This window comes from Alteromonas sp. ABH4_452 (assembly GCF_056311825.1).
Genome location: NZ_CM149973.1, coordinates 2269154 through 2290538 on the forward strand (window position 1 = coordinate 2269154; position 21385 = coordinate 2290538).

Consider the following 21385-nt stretch of genomic DNA (forward strand, 5'->3'; position numbering starts at 1 on the left):
TGTTAATTCCACCGTGTTATTTCCACAGGGACATTAAGTGGCAAATTATAAATAGAGCACTTTCCATAGGGCATACGCTGTTTGCTTGTGTTAAGTAAAAAATTCTCGAAATAAGGCAAAGTTTGCAAATTCCAGAAGTCCGACATAATCGAAAATCAATAATTAATGTATATAAAACAATAGGATATTATGTTGGCAAGGTTTTAGCACCTGTAGTTGTGAGTTTCGACAAAGGAGAAATGTTATGAAACGTTCAATTATTTCTATGATTGTTGCTACAACATTAACTACAGCTGCTTATGCTGGTGATATGGACACAGACAATAAGTGGGAAAAAGGTGCTAAAGACGCATGGATTGACGGTAAAGCAGAAGCTACGCTGTTGTTCAATGGCAATCTAGATTCATTCGACATCAACACCGATGTGAAAGATGGCAATGTCGTTCTTACAGGCAAAGTTGAAAACTCTGTCGATAAAAAATTAGCTGAAGAGTTGGTAGCTAACATCGACGGTGTATCCTCTGTAGATAACAAGCTTACTGTTGTTAACGACAACGATATGCATAAAGAGATGTCTGACGACATGGAAGACACTGTAGATGAAGGCACAAGTGAATTAACTGACGCCAAAATTGCTACAGTAATTAAGACTCGCCTTCTCATGGACACAGATATTTCAGGCTTTGACATTGACGTTGACGTAGAAAATGGCGTGGTAACACTGACTGGCGAAGTCGATTCTGACGCTGAGCGTGACCTAGCAGTAGAAATTGCTAAAAATGCTTCTGATGTTAAAGACGTAGAGAGTGACCTACGTGTTGTTACTGAAACTGCAATGAACTAAAGTTTCTTCATCCGACATTATGAAAAAGGGGCATGCGCCCCTTTTTTCTTGCCTAACGAAAGTAAGGTAAAATGGTTAGCAAATCGACATAACTAATGTTTCCACTCTTCATCCAATAGGACAACTTCACCGTTTTCAGATTTAATTTCTTTTCGGGATTCAGTGCCATTTTCTTTCACAAGATAAAATTCATAAATCGTAATATCAGTTCCGTATTGTTTACTTTCAATGATACGCCTAACTTGGTCAGAGTTTTCCTGCTTATTGATAAGTGTTTTTACAGCGGAAGGTAAATCTTCCATAGTTAAATCCCGCTGTACTTCAACAATTTTCCACTGCTCTCCATCTTGCAGCATATCGAATTCTATTTCATTTCCGTTAGCGTCTTCACCTTCAACATCAAGATATACATGATCGTGTTTGTATTCTTTCTCAACTTCTTGTATCGCAAAATTAGGCGCAACGCTTTTTATTGCCGTTAACGCGGAAGTAGGAATAGCATCTATGGATATCGCTTCTTTTTTGTTTAGCGTAGCGCCAATCTTAACATTGTCGCTTTTCGCCACAGGTCTTTGCGCCCCAGGTTTTTGCGTAATTAGGTTCGCTTTGAAGGTTTCAGTAGGTTCGCTGCTTTCACCTACCGTTAAGTTGGAAAACGCAACCTGTACATAGTCACCATTTTTCCTATCTTCTTCCCAGTTTCCTGTACCCATACATGCAGCGTACCAAAAGCCGTCATCATCTTTAGTACTGCACTGGTTATAAGCGCCAGCTTTAAAATAATTCCAATCTAGCGTATAGCCGTAGGGGTGATCGTGTTGGTCCAACTCTCCATAAGCATTTACCCCATTGGCAAGATTAATAGCATAATTAACGGTTTTGTGTCCGTCTGATTTAAAGCTTAGGTACATCACGTCACCGTGAACGTTCACTTCATAACTAAAGCTCTCGTTAAGTTTAATACCTTCGCTACCCGGGTTTTCTGGGTCGGTCCATAAATTTCCCCAAACTGGATAAGCAATATCAGTACGGTTTTTATCATTCTTGGGCAAGTTGCGCTCGTAAGTCCAGAATACAGAACCAGTTTCATGCTGTGGCCACTTTTTATAATAAATCTTGAGTGGTTCATTACCCCAACCAAATCCTTTGACCTTTTTCTTCCATTTACTGGCGTGTATTTGGCCTACTACCACTGAAAAAGCCGGCGCTTTGTCGGGATATTTAGCTCTGGTAGCGACGTGCTGCACTTTAAGCGTGGCATTTAATTTTCCGCCGACTTGCGCAAAGCGATCTGAAATAGGGTTGCTGGCAACAGTAAAGTTATTCTTTGGGGAGTGAGTTTTTATGCGTGTGTTAGAGCCGCGAAGCATGTGTCGAAGTTCGCTACGAGTATTAGATGAATTTTGAGTGGTTAGCGCTTTATTAGGCGCAGCAAATACCATATTGCCGTCATCGTCAACATAGAAAAAATCTTTGTGCTCAAAGCTCTGAATATCCTTTACGGATATTTCGTCAACTTTCCCATTGTTGTCTTTATCTGTAGGAATTGTAATTTTCCATTCGCTTAAATCAAACTTCTCAGCTGGAAGTGCCTCAGCATTAGTAAGACCTGAAGCGAAGAGTAGTGGAAGGCACGTCAACAGGGGCTTTGTCCATGGGGAAACAGAGACGGTAAATAACGAAAAGGCAGTAGGCATTGTTTTTATTTTAGACATTTAAACCTCTTAGTAGACAATCGCTTACCAATACAACTCATACTTAAGTTAATATTATTGGTAAGTCCAGTTTTGGGTTGAAGTTTTACTTTGTAATGCCAATTTATCATTCTTGTAAACCAATTGCAAAATGTTATCAAGTCGTTAACGTTAAAGAGGTCTGAAGGGAAGAGTGATTATATAACCTTCACTTTTATCGTTGATTTCGATGTTTTTTTATACTTATGTCTATGCGCGTTGCGATATTTAGCGCGAGAAATAAACTTTTTGGTAATACCAAATATGCATTAGACACTATATTCTTTATCTACTGTTTGTTTGAGCCTGTTTCACAAACTTAAGTTTAGAAACGCTTAAATTAAACCTGAAGGAAAGACACGGAAAATTTCTCTTAAAGTGTGTAGAAAGTTCTTTATATACATTTTGCAGTAGCAGTCTTGTTTCATATCTTCCTGATATTCAAAGAAATATATTGTGGTATAGAAGCTGCAATTCTAAATTTAATCTAGCAATTAATATTAGCGCACTGTTTGGCATACGATAACTTTTCATCGCCGAAGAAGTTAACCAAATAGAAGTCGTTAGCCAAAAAATTGCTATCCAAATTATGAGCAGTTCACAGTTGGTCAAGGAGTGAGGCATGAACATTTTAAAGTGGGTTTATTCAGCTATTGTTGTTTCAGTTGTCATAGCATTAATCGGCATGTTTGGGCAGGGTAAGCTTTCAGTTAGTCAAGCAACGGCCGATGACGCAGAACGCACTGTTCACGCCGATATTGTTAAGGTTGAACAGACCTTATCACTGGTAGAGTTTGATTTATCCAAAAAGGCGCATTTGCTTAGAAAAACACGCTTAGATTTTTATGTTAAGCAGGCAAAACAAGCCGATTTAAGAGGTTGGAAGTTTAAACGTGATGAGTTCGTTGAGCGGGCCGAAAACATCATAAGCCACCATCTTACACAATATGCGAACGATATAAATCAAGAGACAGAGACCTACACTGCACAGGCAATCTAGCCTAAACAGTATTAACTAAAACGCCCCTTACATCATAAAGGTGTAAGGGGCGTTTTTAGTTTCCAAATCTATTCAAATTTCAGGCAAAAAAAAGCGAAGCTTAAGCTTCGCTTTCAATATTCGTTTCAGGCTATTCAACTTCTACAATTTTCAAAGTGTTCGTTGCGCCTACTTTTTCCATTTCATCGCCATAGGTAAGGATGATGCTGTCACCGCTTTTCACTAAGCCTTTGTCTTTTAGCGAAGCAATAACATCGTACTTTAATTTGCCTGGTTCGCTGTTAGATGAGTCAAAGTAAACTGGCTTCACACCACGACACAATGCCATAGTGTTAAGCGTGGATTCGTGACGAGACATGGCAATTATTGGTAGTGACGTAGTAATACGAGACATCAAGGTTGGCGTAGTTCCACTTTCTGTCAAACCGACAATCGCCTTAACGCTTGGCAGGTGGTTCGCTGCATACACAGCTGAAAGTGCAATTGATTCGCTCGTTGATGAAAACTTCTGATCCATGCGGTGCTTAGAAATTTTAACGCTTGGATGAGTTTCTGCACCTTCACAAACACGGGCCATTGCTGCAACCGTCTCGATAGGGAAGTTACCCGCAGCGGTTTCAGCTGAAAGCATAACCGCGTCCGTGCCGTCTAGTACAGCGTTTGCTACGTCCATAACTTCAGCACGTGTCGGCATTGGGCTATCAATCATCGACTCCATCATTTGAGTCGCTGTAATAACAACTTTGTTCAGTTGACGAGAGCGGGCAATTAACTTCTTCTGAACGCCAACAAGTTCTGCGTCACCAATTTCTACGCCCAAATCACCGCGAGCTACCATTACAGCATCAGAGGCTACGATAATATCGTCCATGGCTTCATCAGAAGCTACAGTTTCAGCACGTTCAACCTTTGCACAAATTTTGGCGTAGCAGCCTGCTGCTTCAGCAAGTTCTCGCGCGTAGTTTAAATCTGCGCCGCTTCGTGGGAATGACACTGCAAGGTAATCGACACCGATTTTTGCTGCAGTTTTAATGTCTTCTTTGTCTTTGTCAGTAAGTGCATCTGCTGAAAGGCCGCCGCCTTGACGATTAATGCCTTTATTGTTTGAAAGTTTACCACCAACGGTGACTTCAGTAACAACTTTGCGTCCTTCAACGCCTGTTACACGAAGCTGGATACGACCATCGTCCAGAAGAAGGATATCGCCAGCAGATACGTCGTCAGGAAGTGCTTTGTAATCAATGCCTACTTGGTTGATATCGCCTTCGTCACGACCTAACTCAGCGTCTAGGATGAACTTAGCACCGATATCTAAATGAACAGCACCCTCGGCAAAACGGGCAACACGAATTTTAGGGCCTTGAAGGTCCCCCAAAATGGCTACGTATTTACCTAAGTTCTTTGCAGCCTGACGAACGCGCTTAGCTCGCTCGATGTGGTCTTCAGCCTGCCCGTGTGAAAAGTTCATTCGCACTGTATTCGCACCTGCGGCTATTAGCGCCTGAATTTTCTCAAGTGAGTCTGTTGAAGGTCCTAGGGTGGCAAGAATTTTAGTTCTTCTGGTCATGTGATTCCGTCGCTGTTTCTAAGTTAGAAAAGACAAAGAGTGAAAGGCGTTGGCTATTATATGAACGCCTGTAATCGCTTTACGTAATTTTATTACAGAATAATAGTTGAATTTGACAATAATGTGAATGAAATAAACAAAAACGCCCAACTGGCTCGACCAGTTAGGCGCTCTTCTGGGTTCATCAGTCGCTAATTGCTACGGCAATAAAGGCGACTATGATCAGAGTGGTGGTGATTTAATCGCCACGTTTTTCGTACCGTGACCCACGCAATGTGTCTTTTACGCGCTTAAGGTTTTCTCTGAACTTATTACCGCGGCGCAATGTAAACCCTGTTGCCAACACGTCAATAAGGGTCAATTGCGCTATACGTGAAGCCATCGGCATATACATGTCGGTATCTTCTGGCACTTCTAATGACAACACATAGGTACACTCTTGAGCGAGAGGGCTTTCTGCCGATGTAATACCAACAACTGTTGCATCGTTCATTCGAGCGATTTGAGCGATTTCAACTAGGCTTTTAGTACGACCAGTATGGCTTATCAAAACCACGACATCACCGGCCGAACAATTCATACAGCTCATACGCTGCATTAGGATATCTTCAAAGTACACAACAGGCACGTTGAATCGGAAGAACTTGTTAAGTGCATCGTGAGCCACAGATGCCGACGCACCTAAACCGAAAAATGAAATTTTCTGAGCCTGGGTGAGTAGATCAACTACGCGATTTACCACATTGACGTTAACCGACTGACGGGCAACTTCAAGCGATGCCATAGTAGACTCAAATATCTTGTTCGTATATTCGTCAGGGCTGTCATTTTCATCGACGTGACGATTAACATATGGCGTGCCGTTAGCTAAGCTTTGCGCCAAATGAAGTTTAAAATCTGGAAAGCCTTTCGTATCCAGTCTTCGACAGAATCGGTTAACAGTGGGCTCACTAACATCCGACATTTTAGCGAGGGTTGCTATACTCGAATGAATGGCTGTTTGTGGGTTAGCTAAAATAACTTCAGCTACCTTTTTTTCAGATTTACTGAATGCCGCTTGGTTTTGTGTGATTTTTTCTAAAATGTTCATACAGATATAGCAATTGGTTAGCACAGATTATTGTAAGGTACACCTGTAATAGTACCCAATGTGACGTCTGTGACAAGAAAAATGTAATTTTTTGACAAAATTTGTTGTTTCAAACAGGTTAAATCAGGGTAAACTGAGGGAAATAGTAAAGATTCAGATCCTATAGTTGGTTCAAGTTGTAATTTTACTACATTTGGTGTTAACTATACGGTAAAAATAGTCGTTAGTGTTGTAAATAACTGTACAATACGCCGCGCACACATACATTTAAAAGGTCGACGAATATGGTATTGGATAATTCCTACGAGCCCTGTGATTTTGTACTTTTTGGTACGCTGGGAGATCTTTCACGACGCAAGTTATTGCCTTCTTTATATCAGTTAGAAAAAGCTAACTTGATGCACCCAGACACTACCATTGTCGGTGTGGCGCGTCAGGAAATGGAGCTTGAAGCGTATATCGAAGAAGTTCACGCTAACCTTATTAAGTTTGGTGAAAAGAACTTATGTGAAGAAACTTGGGAGCGCATGAAAGCACGTTTGCATTACGCATGCGTAGACATGAAAGATGTGGAAAGTTACTGCGTTTTAGACGACCACGTTGACCCAACTCGCACCATGGTGTGTTACTTAGCTACACCTCCTGCTATTTATGGCGACATTTGTCGCGGCCTGCATAGCTGCAAAATTATCGATTCAAGCGTTCGCGTAGTGCTTGAAAAGCCAATTGGTCATGATTTGGAATCGTCAAAAGTTATCAACGAACAAGTTGCTGAATACTTCGACGAAAAACAAATATATCGTATTGACCATTACCTAGGTAAAGAAACCGTTCTTAACTTAGTGTCGCTTCGTTTTGCCAACTCTATTTTTGCTACAAACTGGGATCACAACTGTATTGACCATGTTCAAATTTCAGTTGCTGAGTCAGTAGGTATTGAGGGGCGTTGGGGTTATTTCGACGATGCGGGACAAATGCGTGACATGGTACAAAACCACCTGTTACAAATTTTAAGCTTGGTCGCAATGGAACCGCCAACAACGTTAGATGCCGATAGCATTCGTGATGAAAAGCTTAAAGTGCTTAAAGCGCTTCGCCCTATCAACTCGTTTAATATCAACGAAAGCACGGTACGTGGTCAGTACACGTCTGGTTTTGTTAAAGGCGAGGAAGTACCTGGGTACCTTGAAGAAGAAGGTGCAAACACGCAGAGCAAAACCGAAACCTTTATTGCTATTAAAGCGGAAATTGATAACTGGCGTTGGGCCGGCGTGCCATTTTACCTGCGCACAGGTAAACGTATGCCAACTAAGGTGAGTGAAGTTGTTATTTACTTCAAGCGCCAGCCGCACAATTTATTCGGCGATAGCTTCAAAAACCTTCCGCCTAACAAGCTTGTAATACGTCTACAGCCTGATGAAGGTGTAGAAATCACTGTAATGAATAAAGTTCCAGGTTTAACTAGCTCAGGCTCGATGGATCTTCAAAAATCTAAGCTTAACCTAAGCTTCTCGGAAGCGTTTGCTGACGAGCGTATTCCTGATGCTTACGAAAAACTACTGCTTGAAGTGATGCTTGGTAACCAGGCGCTATTTGTTCGCCGAGACGAAATTGAACAAGCCTGGACATGGGTAGATTCAATTCTTGAAGCGTGGAAGCAATCAAGTGAGCCACCTGAGCCGTATCAGGCAGGTACGTGGGGCCCGGTAGATTCTATTGGTCTTTTAGCCCGCGAGAATCGCAGCTGGTACGAAAGCAAAACAGGGAAGAAAAAGTAATATGGCGTTAACAACTCTATCATTTGAAACACCTGACGCGCTAACCGATGCATTTGCACAAGATTTGGTAAGCATTCTTAAAACAGGTATTAAAACTCGTGGCCGCGCATCTCTAGTAGTTAGTGGTGGACGTACACCGCTAGCGCTTTTCAAGCAGTTAAGCGAGACCGACCTTGAGTGGGATAAGGTTGATATTACCCTTGCTGACGAACGCTGGGTTGAAGAGGGCCATGAAGCCAGCAATACTAGCCTAGTTAAAAACAATCTAATTCAAAATAAAGCCGCAGCAGCTCGTTTTATCGAACTGAAAAGCGATGTTGACGATGCAAACGAAGGTGTAAATGCAGCCGAGTCTAATTTGGCTAGCATGTCACAGCCTTTTGACGCATTGATTCTTGGTATGGGGGAAGACGGGCACACTGCATCGCTTTTCCCTTGTTCTGAGCAAGTACTTGACGGCTTAGATATGAGCAGCGGCAGAACCTGCATTGCTGTTCAACCTACAACAGCACCTCATCAACGTATTTCATTAACGCTACCTGCGTTACTCAATAGTCGAAACATCTTTTTACACCTAACGGGTGAAAAGAAAAAGCAAGTGCTTTTAGACGCTATTGAAAATGCTACCGAAGCGCAAAAGCCCATCACTGCCGTTGTAAATAGAGCACCGGTGACTCTGATGTGGGCGCCATAGGAGACAAGAATGAATCCAAAAATTGCTGAAGTTACGCAACGAATTATCGAGCGTAGTAAAGAAACGCGTAAAGCGTATCTAGAAAAAATTGAAGACGCGCGCCGTCAAGGCCCACACCGCGGTGTACTATCATGCGGTAACTTGGCCCACGGCTTTGCCGCATGTGGTTCAAGTGAAAAGGCAGACCTTCGTTCCATGACCAAAGCCAATGTGGCTATTGTGTCAGCATACAATGACATGCTTTCTGCTCACCAGCCTTATGAGACTTATCCTGCGCTTATCCGCGAAGCGGTAAAAGAAGTAGGCAGTGTAGCGCAGTTTGCCGGTGGTGTACCTGCAATGTGTGATGGTGTGACGCAAGGCCAGTCTGGTATGGACTTAAGCCTTATGAGCCGTGACAACATCGCTCAAGGCGCAGCTATTGCGCTTTCACATAACATGTTTGATAGCACCTTGATGCTGGGTATTTGCGATAAAATCGTACCCGGACTTCTGATGGGCGCACTAACGTTTGGTCACTTGCCAACGGTGTTTGTTCCAGCCGGTCCTATGCCATCAGGCTTACCGAACAAAGAAAAAGCGCGCGTTCGCCAAGAATTTGCTGAAGGTAAGGTTGGTCGCGACGCACTTCTTGAAGCTGAGTCTCAGTCTTATCATTCTGCTGGTACTTGTACTTTCTACGGTACAGCAAACTCAAACCAGCTTGTGGTTGAGATGATGGGTTTACACTTACCAGGCTCTTCGTTTGTAAACCCAGGTACGCCACTGCGTGATGCGTTAACAAAAGCCGCTGCGGTTCAAGCGACGCGTCTAACTGACCTTGGCGACAACTACACGCCAATTGGCCACATTGTAGATGCTAAAGCCATTGTAAATGGTCTTGTAGGTCTACTTGCAACGGGTGGTTCTACTAACCACACCATGCACCTTATCGCTGTTGCGCGCGCTGCTGGCTACATTGTTAACTGGGACGATTTCTCAGATATTTCAAATGCGGTTCCACTACTTACCCGTATTTACCCTAACGGTTCAGCAGACATTAACCACTTTGTTGCCGCTGGCGGTATGTCTTTGCTTATCAAGCAACTGCTTGACGCAGGATTACTGCACAACGATGTGAAAACTATCGTAGGCGATGGCTTAGAGCTATACACCAAAGAGCCTGTGCTAAAAGACGGCGAGCTTGAGTGGCGCGACGGCCCAACAGAATCTCTGGATAAAGAGGTACTAGCAACAGTTGATGCACCATTTAAACCTGATGGTGGTTTGAGCGTGCTTGACGGGAACTTAGGCCGCGGCGTAATCAAAACGTCTGCGCTTCGTACTCCGCATTGCACTATTAAAGCGCCAGCGGTTGTATTTGAAGATCAGTTTGAACTAGATGACGCGTTTAAATCTGGCAAGCTAGATAAAGACTGTATCGTGGTTGTTCGCTTCCAAGGGCCATCGGCCATTGGTATGCCAGAGCTTCACCGCCTAACGCCGCCGCTTGGTGTAATTCAAGACCGTGGCTTTAAAGTAGCCCTTGTTACTGACGGTCGTATGTCGGGTGCATCAGGTAAAGTACCTGCTGCCATCCACGTGACTCCAGAAGCTTATAAAGGTGGCCTGCTTGCTAAGGTACAGGAAGGCGACATTATTGAGCTCAACACCGAAACCGGTGCCCTAACTTTGCACGTTGATGACGAAACCCTTGCTGCTCGTGAAGCTGCGCCGGCAAGCTTGGCGAAGCATCATGTGGGAATGGGACGTGAAATGTTTGCGGGTATGCGTGCCATCCTTACTGGTGCAGAGGAAGGAGCGTGTTCACTGTTTTATACGCAGGAGCAAGCATAATGAGCCAAAAGTTTGTGGCTGATGTCGGCGGTACCAATATTCGCGTTGCGAGAGTAACCAAGTCGGGCGTCACTGACATCAAAAAATACATGTGTAATGACTTTGCTAGCATCGATTTAGCTATTACACAGTATTTTACTGATATGCCAGAGCACAACTTTACCCAAGGTTGTATTGCAATTGCCTGCCCAGTGCTAGGTGACCAAGTTGTAATGACTAACCACAGCTGGGCTTTTTCTCAAAACGCTTTGCGTTCGCAGCTTAAGCTAGACGCGCTGTTTGTCATTAACGACTTCACTGCAGTGGCACATTCATTACCTGTGCTAAGTGAAGACCAAGTTGTTCAAATTGGAGAGGGCACACCAAAAGAGAACGGCAATATTGCTGTTTTTGGCCCAGGTACGGGCCTTGGCGTTGAGCATATCACCATGACTTCGACAGGTTGGCAAACATTAGACGGTGAGGGTGGTCATGTTGACTTCGCTCCTGTTGATGAAACCGATGTTGTGGTTTGGCGTCATTTGCAATCAACATTGGGGCGTGCTTCTGCTGAAGAAGTGATGTCTGGACGTGGCTTGCACAATATCTACACTGCGTTAGCTAACGATGCGTCTGCCCCTGTCGCTTTTACTGAGCCAGCGCAAATTACAGAAGCAGCATTAAACGGAACGTGTGAGTTAGCTGAAGCAACACTGACTCAGTTTTGTCGAATTATGGGAAGCTTCGCGGGTAATATAGCGCTGAATATGGCGACTACTGGCGGTATCTTTATTGGTGGAGGTATTGCAAATCGTTTCCCTGAGTTTATTCAAAACAGCGACTTCAGAGCGCGTTTTGAAGCGAAAGGGCAAATGAAGCATTACGTTAAAGACATTCCCACCTATCTTATTGCAGAACCTGATCACGGTTTATTGGGTGCGGCTGCATATCTGAATCAAAATACAGCGAGCTAAATTATGACATCAAAATGGAAAACCTCTCCAGAGGAAATTTTTGCGGCGGGCCCAGTTGTACCTGTGTTGGTTATCAACGACGTAGAAAAAGCGGTACCTCTGGCAAAAGCGCTAATGGAAGGTGGAATTAAAGTACTAGAAGTTACTTTACGTACACCTGCAGCAATTGACGTAATTAAGCGAATTGCAGAAGAAGTACCTGATTCTTTGATCGGGGCAGGCACGGTAACCAACGCGCAACAGCTAAAGGCGGTTGTTGAAGCCGGCGCTAAGTTTGCTATTAGCCCAGGCATGACGGCTGACTTGCTTAAAGCGGGTATGGATGCTGATATTCCACTTATCCCAGGTATTTCTTCAACGTCAGATCTTATGAAGGGTAAAGATGCGGGTTATACCCACATGAAATTTTTCCCCGCAGAAGCGTCAGGTGGCGTTAAAGCTATCAAGTCTATCAGCGGTCCTTTCCCTGATGTAACCTTCTGTCCAACAGGCGGAATTGGCCCGAATAACTACAACGACTACTTAGCGCTTAAGAACGTTAAGTGCGTAGGTGGTTCGTGGTTAGCACCAGATGACGCGATTGAGTCAGGTGATTGGGCGCGCATCACGCAGCTGGCTAAAGAAGCCGTTGCAGGAGCTAAGCAGTAAAATTCGCTAAGCTCTACGTTTTAAAAAACCTGCCAATTGGCAGGTTTTTTTATAAGATACTTTCGCTACTCGATATTGCTAGCAAGCACGACTCATCGCGAAAGACCATCGATATAGCCACACGTTTACTTGGGAGCAATAGTCTGTCTAAGAGTGTGACTTTCACCAGGTGCTAATGTTCTGCCTTGTGTCAACGACGTCTCCACGCATAGCATGTGCTTATAGCCAAATGGGTCCATATCTGAAATGGACGCAGCACCTTGCCACGGGTTCCACACAACAAGTGAATCATTGCCCTGTGAGACAACTTCCGTAAATGAATTGCCGCCTACTTCAATATCAACGTTTTTAATGGGCGCAAGATGGATTCGGTCGGTTTCTCCGGTAATGGTGTAAGGCGTTGGCGTAGGCTTTATCGCCCAATCGTCAAGCTTGTCTTTATATTCGCCCTTAATTCCTTTTATAACTGCTTGCTGAATATCATCAACATGAAAATAAGTGTGCAGAGCACAATTAAAGTCGAATGCTACCACCCCTGTGTTTTCAGTAACCAGAGATACCTCCATAGTTTCACCGATAGCGACAACCATGGCGACAGTGCAGTCATTTTCAAACCCCTCAGCCCGAGTAAAGCTTGGTGAAAGGGTTATAGTGGTGCAGTTTGCTGTTTCTTCTGAGTTAACCAGCTTCCACACTTGGGTTCTTAAAAAGCCGTGAGAGGGAAGGGCACCTTTTTCGCGACCATGGTCATCACTAAACCACGGCCAGCATACTGGAATACCCCCGCGAATTGGACGCTCGCCATTTAAGTATGCGTGTGGACTCACCCATAGTCGCTCTTTGTTATCACTTTTAGGAACAAATGATAAAATATGGCCGCCAAATAAGCTTATGCGCGCTGTGGCGAAAGCGTTATCCACGTCTAAAAAGGTAAGACCATTAAACTCGCTAACGGTAACTGAATTCACAGATGGCATACGTCCCCCTTGGACTGAATACTAAACTTACAAATAGGCGACGGGAAAATGTGTGTCGCTGAAAAACCGTCTTTATTTTTGAGACAACAAAAAAGGTGCAAACATAATGTTTGCACCTTTAGATTAACTCAACTTTAGAACAAATAGTTTAACTATTTGTTCTATATTTTTTTATTACTTAGAAATATGAGCTACTAAGTCAAGAACCTTGTTTGAGTAACCCCATTCGTTGTCGTACCAAGATACAAGCTTAACGAATGTGTCAGTAAGTGCGATACCTGCAGTAGCGTCAAAGACTGAAGTGCGTGCATCGCCTAAGAAATCGTTTGATACAACTGCATCTTCAGTGTAACCCATGATACCTTTTAGCTCGCCTTCTGAAGCTTCTTTCATTGCAGCACAGATTTCGTCGTAGCTAGCAGCCTTCGCTAGGTTAACTGTAAGGTCAACAACTGAAACGTTAGGAGTAGGTACACGGAAAGCCATACCTGTTAGTTTACCGTTAAGCTCAGGGATTACTTTACCTACTGCTTTGGCAGCACCCGTTGATGATGGAATGATGTTTTGACCCGCGCCGCGGCCGCCACGCCAGTCTTTCATTGAAGGACCATCTACAGTTTTCTGTGTAGCAGTTGTAGCGTGAACGGTTGTCATTAGACCGTCTACAATACCAAACTTGTCGTTAAGCACTTTTGCAAGTGGAGCAAGACAGTTAGTGGTACAAGATGCATTTGAAACGATAGTTTCGCCAGCATAGCTTCCTTGGTTAACGCCCATTACGAACATTGGCGTGTCGTCTTTAGACGGCGCAGACATAACCACTTTCTTCGCGCCAGCTTCAATGTGCTTCGCTGCAGTTTCTTTAGTTAGGAATAGACCTGTTGATTCAACAACAACATCTACGTTTACTTCATCCCACTTAAGCGCTGCTGGGTCTCTTTCAGAAGTAATACGGATAGTTTTGCCGTTTACAACTAGACTGTTGTTATCAACTGATACTTCACCGTCAAATAAACCGTGCGTCGAGTCGTATTTCAAAAGATAAGCAATGTAGTCTGTGTCTAGCAAGTCGTTAATAGCTACAACTTCAATGTCGTTGCGCTCAGCTGCTGCACGCATTACTAGGCGACCAATACGGCCAAAACCATTGATACCGATGCGGATTGTCATAACGTACCCCGATTGTTCAAATAAAATGAAAATAAATTACGTAAAGTATGGATCAAAATGCCATAATTAGCAAAATAAAAAGCTAAAGTGTTGCAAAATTACGAATAAGTGCTATTGCAATCGTATTCACATATCGCGAAGCCTTTGTTTCTAGAATAATGTTAAAAATTTGTTTGCAGACGCACTTTGCACCTTTGGCCTATGCGTCTTTCACCGAATAACAGGAATGACACACCATGACACAACAACTTCTGCAACAACTGGTTGAAATGCGGGGAATTGAAACCCAATACGTCGACGCATGGGGAAAACCAGCAACCATCGCAGAATCAAGCAAAGCGAAATTGCTAAACACGCTTGGCTATGACACCAGCAGTGATGAAAAAATTCAGTCACAAATTACACAAGATATTAAATCGGTATGGTTGTCGCCTTTAAATCCTGTTCAAGTTGTACGAAACACCCAAGAAATAAATTTAGCCGTTCGCTTACCCATCGAGTTGGTCAACGACGACCATACATTTACTGTTACGTGTGAAAATGGTGACGTACAGACCCATCAATTTACGCCTGTTGATCAAGAAATGACGACAATGGCGCACATTGATGATGTTGAATTTCATGAATACGTAGTAACCCTACCTTTGGATTTACCACTTGGATATCACGATGTAGCATTAAGTGCAGATGATGATGAATTCGCACGCTCTCGCTTAATTGTGGCACCAGAGGCATGCTATACACCGAAAGAGATTAAAGAAGGCAAAAAAATCTGGGGCCTAAGTGTTCAGCTTTATTGCGTTCGCAGCGAAAAGAACTGGGGCATTGGTGACTTCTCAGACCTTGCACTACTTATCGAAAAAGCCGCGGGCGTCGGCGCAGATTTTATCGGGCTTAACCCAATTCACGCGCTTTACCCAGCTAACCCTAACGCGTGTTCTCCTTATGGGCCGAGCTCACGTCGCTGGTTAAACTATTTATATATCGATGTAACTGCTATTGACGGTTACGACGATGCATCAGTGCAAAAGGTAGTTAACAGTGATGAGTTTAGAGCTACGCTAGAACATGCCCGTAATGTTGAGCATGTAGACTACGAAGCAGTAGCCCATGTGAAGTTAGCAGCGCTTAAAGCGGTGTTTGATGTTTACGATGCTAAATACCTTCGTAAAAGCACCAAACAAAATAAGGCGTTTAATGCTTTTGTAGAAGCAGGCGGCGAGAGTTTAGATATGTTAGCGGTGTACGATGCGCTGCAGTCACACCTAAAAGCCGATGGTAAGGAAAGCTGGGGTTGGCCAGTTTTTCCACAGGAATACAAAGACTACCACAACCCAGCAGTGGCTAAGTTTAAGAGCGCTAATCAGCATGAAGTTAAGTTCTATCTGTTCCTTCAATGGATTGCTGCCCAGCAACTTGAAGTAGCAAGTGATAAAGCAACAGGTGCAGGCATGACTATAGGTCTTTATCGCGACCTTGCTGTAGGTGTGAGCGAAGGCAGTGCCGAGATTTGGGGTAATAAGGACCTTTACTGCACAGGTGCAAGTGTAGGTGCTCCACCGGATATCTTGGGGCCGCTTGGTCAGAACTGGGGCTTACCTCCAATGGACCCTCGCAAACTTTATGAACAAGCCTATCAGCCAATTATTGACTTGTTTTCTTCGAACATGGCGTCTTCTGGGTCGTTGCGAATTGACCACGTTATGGCGTTACTTCGCTTGTGGTGGGTAGTAAAAGGCGACCACGCAAAAGACGGTGGCTATGTTTATTATCCTGTCGATGACTTGCTCGGTATTCTAGCGCTAGAAAGTCATCGTAATGAAAGTTTGGTTATAGGTGAAGACTTAGGCACCGTACCCGAAGAAATTCGCAGCAAACTCGCCGACAACGGTGTGTACTCATACCGCGTATTTTTCTTCGAACAAGCAGAAGACGGTGGTTTCTTCTCGCCTAGTCATTATCCAGTTCAGTCGATGTCAACCTTGACTACTCACGATATGCCGACGTTGATTGGTTACTGGCACTGTTTAGATTTAGAGTTGGGTAAAGAAATAGGGCTGTATCCGACAGAAGAAATTCTTCAAACGCTTTATGCAGATCGCCATGAAAATAAACAAGCAATACTTGATACGCTGCATGGACACGGTTCAATTGGCGACAATGTAGGTCGCGATGTAAATCACACGGGAATGAATCGCGATTTAAATAACGGTATGCAGGTGCATATGGCAGGGGGGTCAAGTGCGCTATTAAGCCTTCAGTTAGAAGACTGGTTAGAAATGGATAAGCCGGTGAACATTCCTGGTACATTCGATGAATACCCCAATTGGCGCAGAAAGCTAACTGAGAATATTGAGTCGATGTTTGATAGACATGATATAAATGAGTTAGCGTCTAAACTTACTCATGCTAGAAAACAAGCAAGCCAAGGTTAATTGTCATTATCAAAGAATTGATAACAGACAGTTGCCTAGGCAACTTAAACGAGTAAGATAAAGTACCATGACGGTACTGGATAGAGCTTAAATGTAAAAACGCATTTAAGCTCACAATTCAACCCGCTGTAATGCGGGTTTTTACTAGGAGTAGCGAATGCAATTAGCGCAGCAGTTTGAACAGGTATTATGTTCTCAACCGTTTTCCCACTTAGGTATAGTGTCAAATGAGCAAAGTTCTATACTTCGTGTTTGGAACCCAAACGCAAGTGAGATAACGATTAAATGGGGCAATCCTGCGCTAAAGGAAACAACCGTTACTTCCAGTAATGGTTTGTTCGAGACACCACTGCCAGAAAAGTATCAAGGCGAAATTTATCGCGTTCTCGCTAAAGGCGAAAACGCTTATATCGATCCTTATCAATTTACCGACCAGGCTTATCACGCTGTACATTACATCGACAGCTCGCCTGCGAACTTATATGAGCAAGCTGGCGCGCAATTGATTACACTGGCTTCACCAGAAGGTGAAGCTGTAAGTGGTGTAAGGTTCTGCGTATTCGCCCCTAATGCCAGTACGGTGTCACTTATTGGCGACTTCAATCAATGGGATGGCCGTTTACATCCTATGGAAAAAACGTCTATGGGTTACTGGGTGCTGTTCGTTCCAGAACTCAGCGATGGAGAGCGCTACAAGTATCAGCTTAAAGATGCGTACGGCCATGACCTGCCGCACAAAGCTGACCCCCTAGGTTTCAGCGCAGAGCAATACCCATCGCACGCGTCGAAAATCTATGACCACAACATCTACAAGTGGAATGATAGCGCTTGGATGGAAAAGCGAAAGGGCAATAAATACAACCGCCCGATGAGCATTTACGAAGTACATCTAGGGTCTTGGAAGCGCCCCGGCATTGAAACGGACGCGCGCTATCTGACTTATAAAGCATTGGCCGATGACTTAATAAGCTATGTCAGCGATATGGGCTACACTCACGTTGAATTGCTGCCCATTTCCGAGTTTCCGTTTGACGGTTCATGGGGCTATCAGCCAGTGGGAATGTTCGCACCAACCAGTAGATTTGGAAACCCAGACGACTTCAAATATTTTGTCGATAAAGCCCACCAAGCAGGCATTGGCGTAATTATCGACTGGGTACCAGCGCACTTTCCTGAAGACGGCCATGGCTTGGCGCGATTTGATGGTTCTTGTGTTTATGAATATGAAGATCCGAGGAAAGGTTGGCATCCGGATTGGAATTCTTGCATTTACGATTTCGGCAAAGACACAGTTCGTCAATTTTTAGTTGCAAACGCATTGTTTTGGCTAGACAAATTTCACGTTGATGGACTCAGGGTTGATGCAGTGGCATCCATGCTTTATCTCGACTATTCACGCAATGACGGAGAGTGGATCCCGAATGTGGATGGTGGCAACGAAAACTATGAAGCTATAAGTTTACTCAAATGGATGAATGAAGAAGTGTACAAGCACTTCCCCGACGCTATGACCATTGCGGAAGAGTCAACGTCATTTCCAAAGGTTTCTCGACCTGTTTTTGACGGTGGCTTAGGCTTTGGCTTTAAGTGGAACATGGGGTGGATGCATGACTCTTTGCATTACATCGCTAAAGACCCAGCGTATCGCAACTATCATCATGGTGATATCACGTTTAGCATGGTCTACGCATTTGATGAAAACTTTGTGCTGCCTATTTCACACGATGAAGTTGTGCATGGCAAAGGCAGTATGCTGCACAAAATGCCAGGCGATGAATGGCAGCAAGCTGCTAATCTGCGTTGCTATGCCGGTTTTATGTATGGCCACCCCGGTAAAAAACTTAACTTTATGGGTAATGAACTTGCACAGGCCCGTGAGTGGAACCATGACAGCAGCCTAGACTGGCATCTGCTCGATTATGATAAACACAAAGGTGTTCAAACACTTTATAAAGCGCTCAATAACCTTTATACATCAACACCAGCGCTATACGAGCAAGATCACGAACCTAGTGGCTTCGCATGGCTAGATCACAGTAACGCAGACCAAAGCATAGTATCATTTGTGCGTACGTCAAAAGATGCAAAGCAGAAAGTGTATGTGGTGTCTAATTTTACGCCCGTGCCACGTGAAAACTTTAGAATAGGCGTAGATGATGCATGTACGTTATCGCTTGCACTTAATACCGATGACAGTGCGTACTGGGGTAGCAACTATGAGGTTTTACGTGAAGTTTCCACGCAAAACACTCCTTTCCATGACCGCGGTCACTCGGTAGAGATAACTTTACCGCCGTTAGCCACCGTTTTTTACGTTGCTAATGTAGGTTAATCCGTATTAGGCGTTATAGCCTTAGCGTATAAGTAGATTGAGAACGCAGTGAACGAAATTTCAGATATAGCGCAAATTGTTGAAAGTGGGGTGGGTAATGCACATCCACTGGGCGCCACACTGACTCACGATGGATGTAATTTTGCCGTTTATGCCCCTGATGCTAAAGCGGTCGTATTGTGCTTTTTCAATTGCGATACTGAAGAGGCAATAAGTGAACATCCACTGCCAGAAAAAACTGGCGATGTTTGGCACGGTCATTTTAGCGGCGTAAGTGCGGGCCAGTACTATGGGTATCGTGTAGAGCGTGGAGAAGGTGGTCTACATGCTGTCCCTACTGACAAATTGCTTATAGACCCGTACGCTAGAAAAATCAGCCGTGCAATAAAGTGGGATGCAAGGCAATACAAGCACGACTCTCAGTTTATGATCCCAAAGTGCATAGTCATAGATCATAATGACTATGCAACTAATCATGTTAGTTCGCCCAATATACCTAAACACAAGCGCGTGGTGTATGAAGCTCACGTAAAAGGGTTAACAAAACTTCACCCTGATGTACCAAAAGAACACAGGGGAAAGTTTATTGGTGCAGCTCACCCCAGCGTCATTAAACACATTAAAGCATTAGGCGTAACGACAGTTCAATTTATGCCTTTGTGTTCATTTATGCCAGAGCCTTTTATCACCGATAAGGGTTTAACAAACTATTGGGGATATAACCCAGTTAACTTCTTTGCGCCCGAACCTCGCTATGGTGTTTCTGATGCGCTCGCTGAACTCAAGTCTATGGTTGACGCTTATCACAGTGCAGGCCTAGAAGTGATAGTTGATGTGGTATTTAACCATACAGCAGAGGCCGGTGTTGGCGGTCCAATTCTATCCTATAAGGGTTTTTGCCCTTACCAAGCTTATTTGCTAGAACAAACGAAAAACGGAGAGTTAGTTTATTCCAACCACTCTGGCTGTGGTAACACAGTGAATACTGCCCAGCCATTTATGATGGGACTTATCTTGGATGCCATGCGTCATTGGGTATCCGTAATTGGCGTTGACGGTTTTCGCTTCGATTTGGCAGTTTGTTTAGGAAGAGAGCCGCAGGAATACAATAAGAAATCAGGGTTACTAAGAGCCATCAGTAGCGACCCAGTTTTAAAAGACAAGGTGCTGCTCGCTGAGCCTTGGGATATTGGGCCAAACGGTTACCAAGTCGGCAACTTCCCGTCACCATGGTTAGAGGTAAACGACAAATACCGCGATACAGTGCGCGCGTTTTGGCGGGGAGATGGTGGTGTAACAGCAGACTTTGCTACTCGCTTGATGGGCTCACGAGATATTTTTCATAAAGGCCGGCGACATATTAGTACGTCAGTCAATAATGTGACTTATCACGACGGTTTCACGCTGCACGATATGGTGACCTACGCCGAACGTCACAATCTCGATAACTTAGAAGAAAATCGAGATGGCCACGGACACAACCTGTCTGCCAATTATGGTATTGAAGGGGAAACGAATGACGAGCAGATACTCGCTATGCGAGAGCGTCAAAAGCGTAATCTGTTCGCTACTTTGATTTTTTCCCAAGGGACACCCCATATACTCGGTGGTGATGAGTTAAGTCGCACCCAAAACGGCAACAATAACGCCTACTGCCAGGATAATCCGATTAGCTGGATGAATTGGGAACTAAACAAGCGTAAACAGGACTTTTTGAGTTTTTGCCAGTACGTGGTGCGCTTGCGTCAATCATCATCGCTGCTTAGCGAGTTGAAGCTGCATGACGACACTTTTACATTATCGAGAAACGTTAAAGAGATTAATTGGTACAAACCGGATGGGTCGGACAAAGCGTCTGAAGATTGGAATGCACACCACAACAAAGCGTTTGGTGTTGAAATAAAGGGTTGTGCCATGAGCCAGAGAGAGCCCGACCAAAAGCCCGAGCACTGGTTCTTGTGTGTAAACGCTAGCGATAGCGACGTGCGTTTTCACTTGCCAACTGTGATGCCGAAAGGCGGGTGGACCATGCATTTAGACACGCGCTATAGTTCACTAGAAGAGCAACCTTCTATTTGTATTCAAAAGGTGTTTTTACAAGCCAGTAAATCTCTCACGCTGTTTAGTTTTTCCCAATTTTCCGAATAGAAATTGCCGACTTTCGGGATAAAAGTTGTGGCTGAATGTTCAGAAAGGTTTAAAACGACAACGCGGTATATAGGGTCCTAATTACCTGCCACATGCCGCTTGCCTTATCAAAGCTCACTGCGCTCGTTAGCGGGCACTAACCTGATTACTCAGCGCTAGGTGGAATACAGCCAGCGAGAT

Annotated in this window: 14 protein-coding genes and 1 pseudogene; 10 read left to right on the forward strand and 5 right to left on the reverse strand. The window is 44.1% G+C overall.

Annotated features, from left to right (window positions below; translation table 11 throughout):
* Positions 1-244 precede the first annotated feature (244 nt).
* Positions 245-844 (forward strand): BON domain-containing protein, encoded by a 600-nt coding sequence (locus ACYX4N_RS09655; RefSeq protein WP_474806205.1) that lies wholly within the window; start codon positions 245-247, stop codon positions 842-844.
* Between the two features lie 620 nt (positions 845-1464).
* On the opposite strand, the pseudogene ACYX4N_RS09660 reads toward ACYX4N_RS09655, so the two are convergent.
* Positions 1465-2541: pseudogene (locus ACYX4N_RS09660) on the reverse strand (polysaccharide lyase family 7 protein); the annotation flags it as partial.
* 658 nt (positions 2542-3199) lie between these two features.
* Between ACYX4N_RS09660 and ACYX4N_RS09665 the strand changes: the two are divergent.
* On the forward strand, positions 3200-3577 hold the full coding sequence (locus ACYX4N_RS09665; protein WP_476053866.1) for a hypothetical protein: 378 nt from the start codon (positions 3200-3202) through the stop codon (positions 3575-3577).
* 130 nt (positions 3578-3707) lie between these two features.
* Here ACYX4N_RS09665 and pyk read toward each other — a convergent pair whose 3' ends face one another.
* Positions 3708-5144, reverse strand: a complete 1437-nt coding sequence (pyk, locus tag ACYX4N_RS09670; protein ID WP_118493982.1) for a pyruvate kinase — start codon at positions 5142-5144, stop codon at positions 3708-3710.
* A gap of 238 nt (positions 5145-5382) precedes the next feature.
* A complete protein-coding gene (locus tag ACYX4N_RS09675; protein WP_474806210.1) occupies positions 5383-6234 on the reverse strand; it encodes a MurR/RpiR family transcriptional regulator in 852 nt (283 codons plus the stop codon).
* A gap of 284 nt (positions 6235-6518) precedes the next feature.
* On the opposite strand from ACYX4N_RS09675, the gene zwf reads away from it, so the two are divergent.
* From zwf to ACYX4N_RS09700, 5 genes are read left to right on the forward strand one after another with little or no spacing between them, the layout of a single operon-like run.
* The gene (gene zwf / locus ACYX4N_RS09680) at positions 6519-8012 is read left to right on the forward strand and encodes a glucose-6-phosphate dehydrogenase (RefSeq protein WP_458730979.1); all 1494 of its coding nucleotides are present in this window, start codon (positions 6519-6521) and stop codon (positions 8010-8012) included.
* Between the two features lies 1 nt (position 8013).
* Positions 8014-8706, forward strand: a complete 693-nt coding sequence (gene pgl / locus ACYX4N_RS09685; protein ID WP_474856981.1) for a 6-phosphogluconolactonase — start codon at positions 8014-8016, stop codon at positions 8704-8706.
* Positions 8707-8715: 9 nt separating this feature from the next.
* Positions 8716-10542, forward strand: coding sequence for a phosphogluconate dehydratase (gene edd, locus ACYX4N_RS09690; protein WP_476053868.1), 1827 nt, complete (start codon positions 8716-8718; stop codon positions 10540-10542).
* Positions 10542-11495 (forward strand): glucokinase, encoded by a 954-nt coding sequence (locus ACYX4N_RS09695; protein WP_476053870.1) that lies wholly within the window; start codon positions 10542-10544, stop codon positions 11493-11495. Before edd ends, ACYX4N_RS09695 begins: the two co-directional genes overlap by 1 nt.
* 3 nt (positions 11496-11498) lie before the next feature.
* Complete coding sequence (locus tag ACYX4N_RS09700) at positions 11499-12143, forward strand: bifunctional 4-hydroxy-2-oxoglutarate aldolase/2-dehydro-3-deoxy-phosphogluconate aldolase (protein WP_179983754.1); 645 nt, start codon at positions 11499-11501, stop codon at positions 12141-12143.
* 125 nt (positions 12144-12268) lie between these two features.
* On the opposite strand, the gene ACYX4N_RS09705 is transcribed toward ACYX4N_RS09700, so the two are convergent.
* A complete protein-coding gene (locus ACYX4N_RS09705) occupies positions 12269-13120 on the reverse strand; it encodes a D-hexose-6-phosphate mutarotase (RefSeq protein ID WP_476053871.1) in 852 nt (283 codons plus the stop codon).
* Between the two features lie 174 nt (positions 13121-13294).
* Positions 13295-14290, reverse strand: coding sequence for a type I glyceraldehyde-3-phosphate dehydrogenase (gene gap / locus ACYX4N_RS09710; RefSeq protein ID WP_476053873.1), 996 nt, complete (start codon positions 14288-14290; stop codon positions 13295-13297).
* Positions 14291-14526: 236 nt separating this feature from the next.
* On the opposite strand from gap, the gene malQ reads away from it, so the two are divergent.
* The 3 genes from malQ (at position 14527) to glgX (ending at position 21205) form a co-directional block, all read left to right on the forward strand.
* A complete protein-coding gene (malQ, locus tag ACYX4N_RS09715) occupies positions 14527-16725 on the forward strand; it encodes a 4-alpha-glucanotransferase (RefSeq protein WP_476053875.1) in 2199 nt (732 codons plus the stop codon).
* A 157-nt stretch (positions 16726-16882) separates the two neighbouring features.
* Complete coding sequence (gene glgB / locus ACYX4N_RS09720) at positions 16883-19057, forward strand: 1,4-alpha-glucan branching protein GlgB (RefSeq protein WP_476053876.1); 2175 nt, start codon at positions 16883-16885, stop codon at positions 19055-19057.
* A gap of 48 nt (positions 19058-19105) precedes the next feature.
* Positions 19106-21205: a glycogen debranching protein GlgX gene (glgX, locus tag ACYX4N_RS09725; protein ID WP_476053878.1), complete on the forward strand. Its 2100-nt coding sequence runs from the start codon at positions 19106-19108 to the stop codon at positions 21203-21205.
* The last annotated feature ends 180 nt before the right edge of the window (positions 21206-21385 follow it).

Bases quoted from the DNA above. Each gene is read 5' to 3' on its own strand.
- ACYX4N_RS09655 (WP_474806205.1), top strand. From the start codon at position 245: ATGAAACGTTCAATTATTTCTATGATTGTTGCTACAACATTAACTACA.
- ACYX4N_RS09665 (WP_476053866.1), top strand. From the start codon at position 3,200: ATGAACATTTTAAAGTGGGTTTATTCAGCTATTGTTGTTTCAGTTGTC.
- pyk (WP_118493982.1), bottom strand. From the start codon at position 5,144: ATGACCAGAAGAACTAAAATTCTTGCCACCCTAGGACCTTCAACAGAC.
- ACYX4N_RS09675 (WP_474806210.1), bottom strand. From the start codon at position 6,234: ATGAACATTTTAGAAAAAATCACACAAAACCAAGCGGCATTCAGTAAA.
- zwf (WP_458730979.1), top strand. From the start codon at position 6,519: ATGGTATTGGATAATTCCTACGAGCCCTGTGATTTTGTACTTTTTGGT.
- pgl (WP_474856981.1), top strand. From the start codon at position 8,014: ATGGCGTTAACAACTCTATCATTTGAAACACCTGACGCGCTAACCGAT.
- edd (WP_476053868.1), top strand. From the start codon at position 8,716: ATGAATCCAAAAATTGCTGAAGTTACGCAACGAATTATCGAGCGTAGT.
- ACYX4N_RS09695 (WP_476053870.1), top strand. From the start codon at position 10,542: ATGAGCCAAAAGTTTGTGGCTGATGTCGGCGGTACCAATATTCGCGTT.
- ACYX4N_RS09700 (WP_179983754.1), top strand. From the start codon at position 11,499: ATGACATCAAAATGGAAAACCTCTCCAGAGGAAATTTTTGCGGCGGGC.
- ACYX4N_RS09705 (WP_476053871.1), bottom strand. From the start codon at position 13,120: ATGCCATCTGTGAATTCAGTTACCGTTAGCGAGTTTAATGGTCTTACC.
- gap (WP_476053873.1), bottom strand. From the start codon at position 14,290: ATGACAATCCGCATCGGTATCAATGGTTTTGGCCGTATTGGTCGCCTA.
- malQ (WP_476053875.1), top strand. From the start codon at position 14,527: ATGACACAACAACTTCTGCAACAACTGGTTGAAATGCGGGGAATTGAA.
- glgB (WP_476053876.1), top strand. From the start codon at position 16,883: ATGCAATTAGCGCAGCAGTTTGAACAGGTATTATGTTCTCAACCGTTT.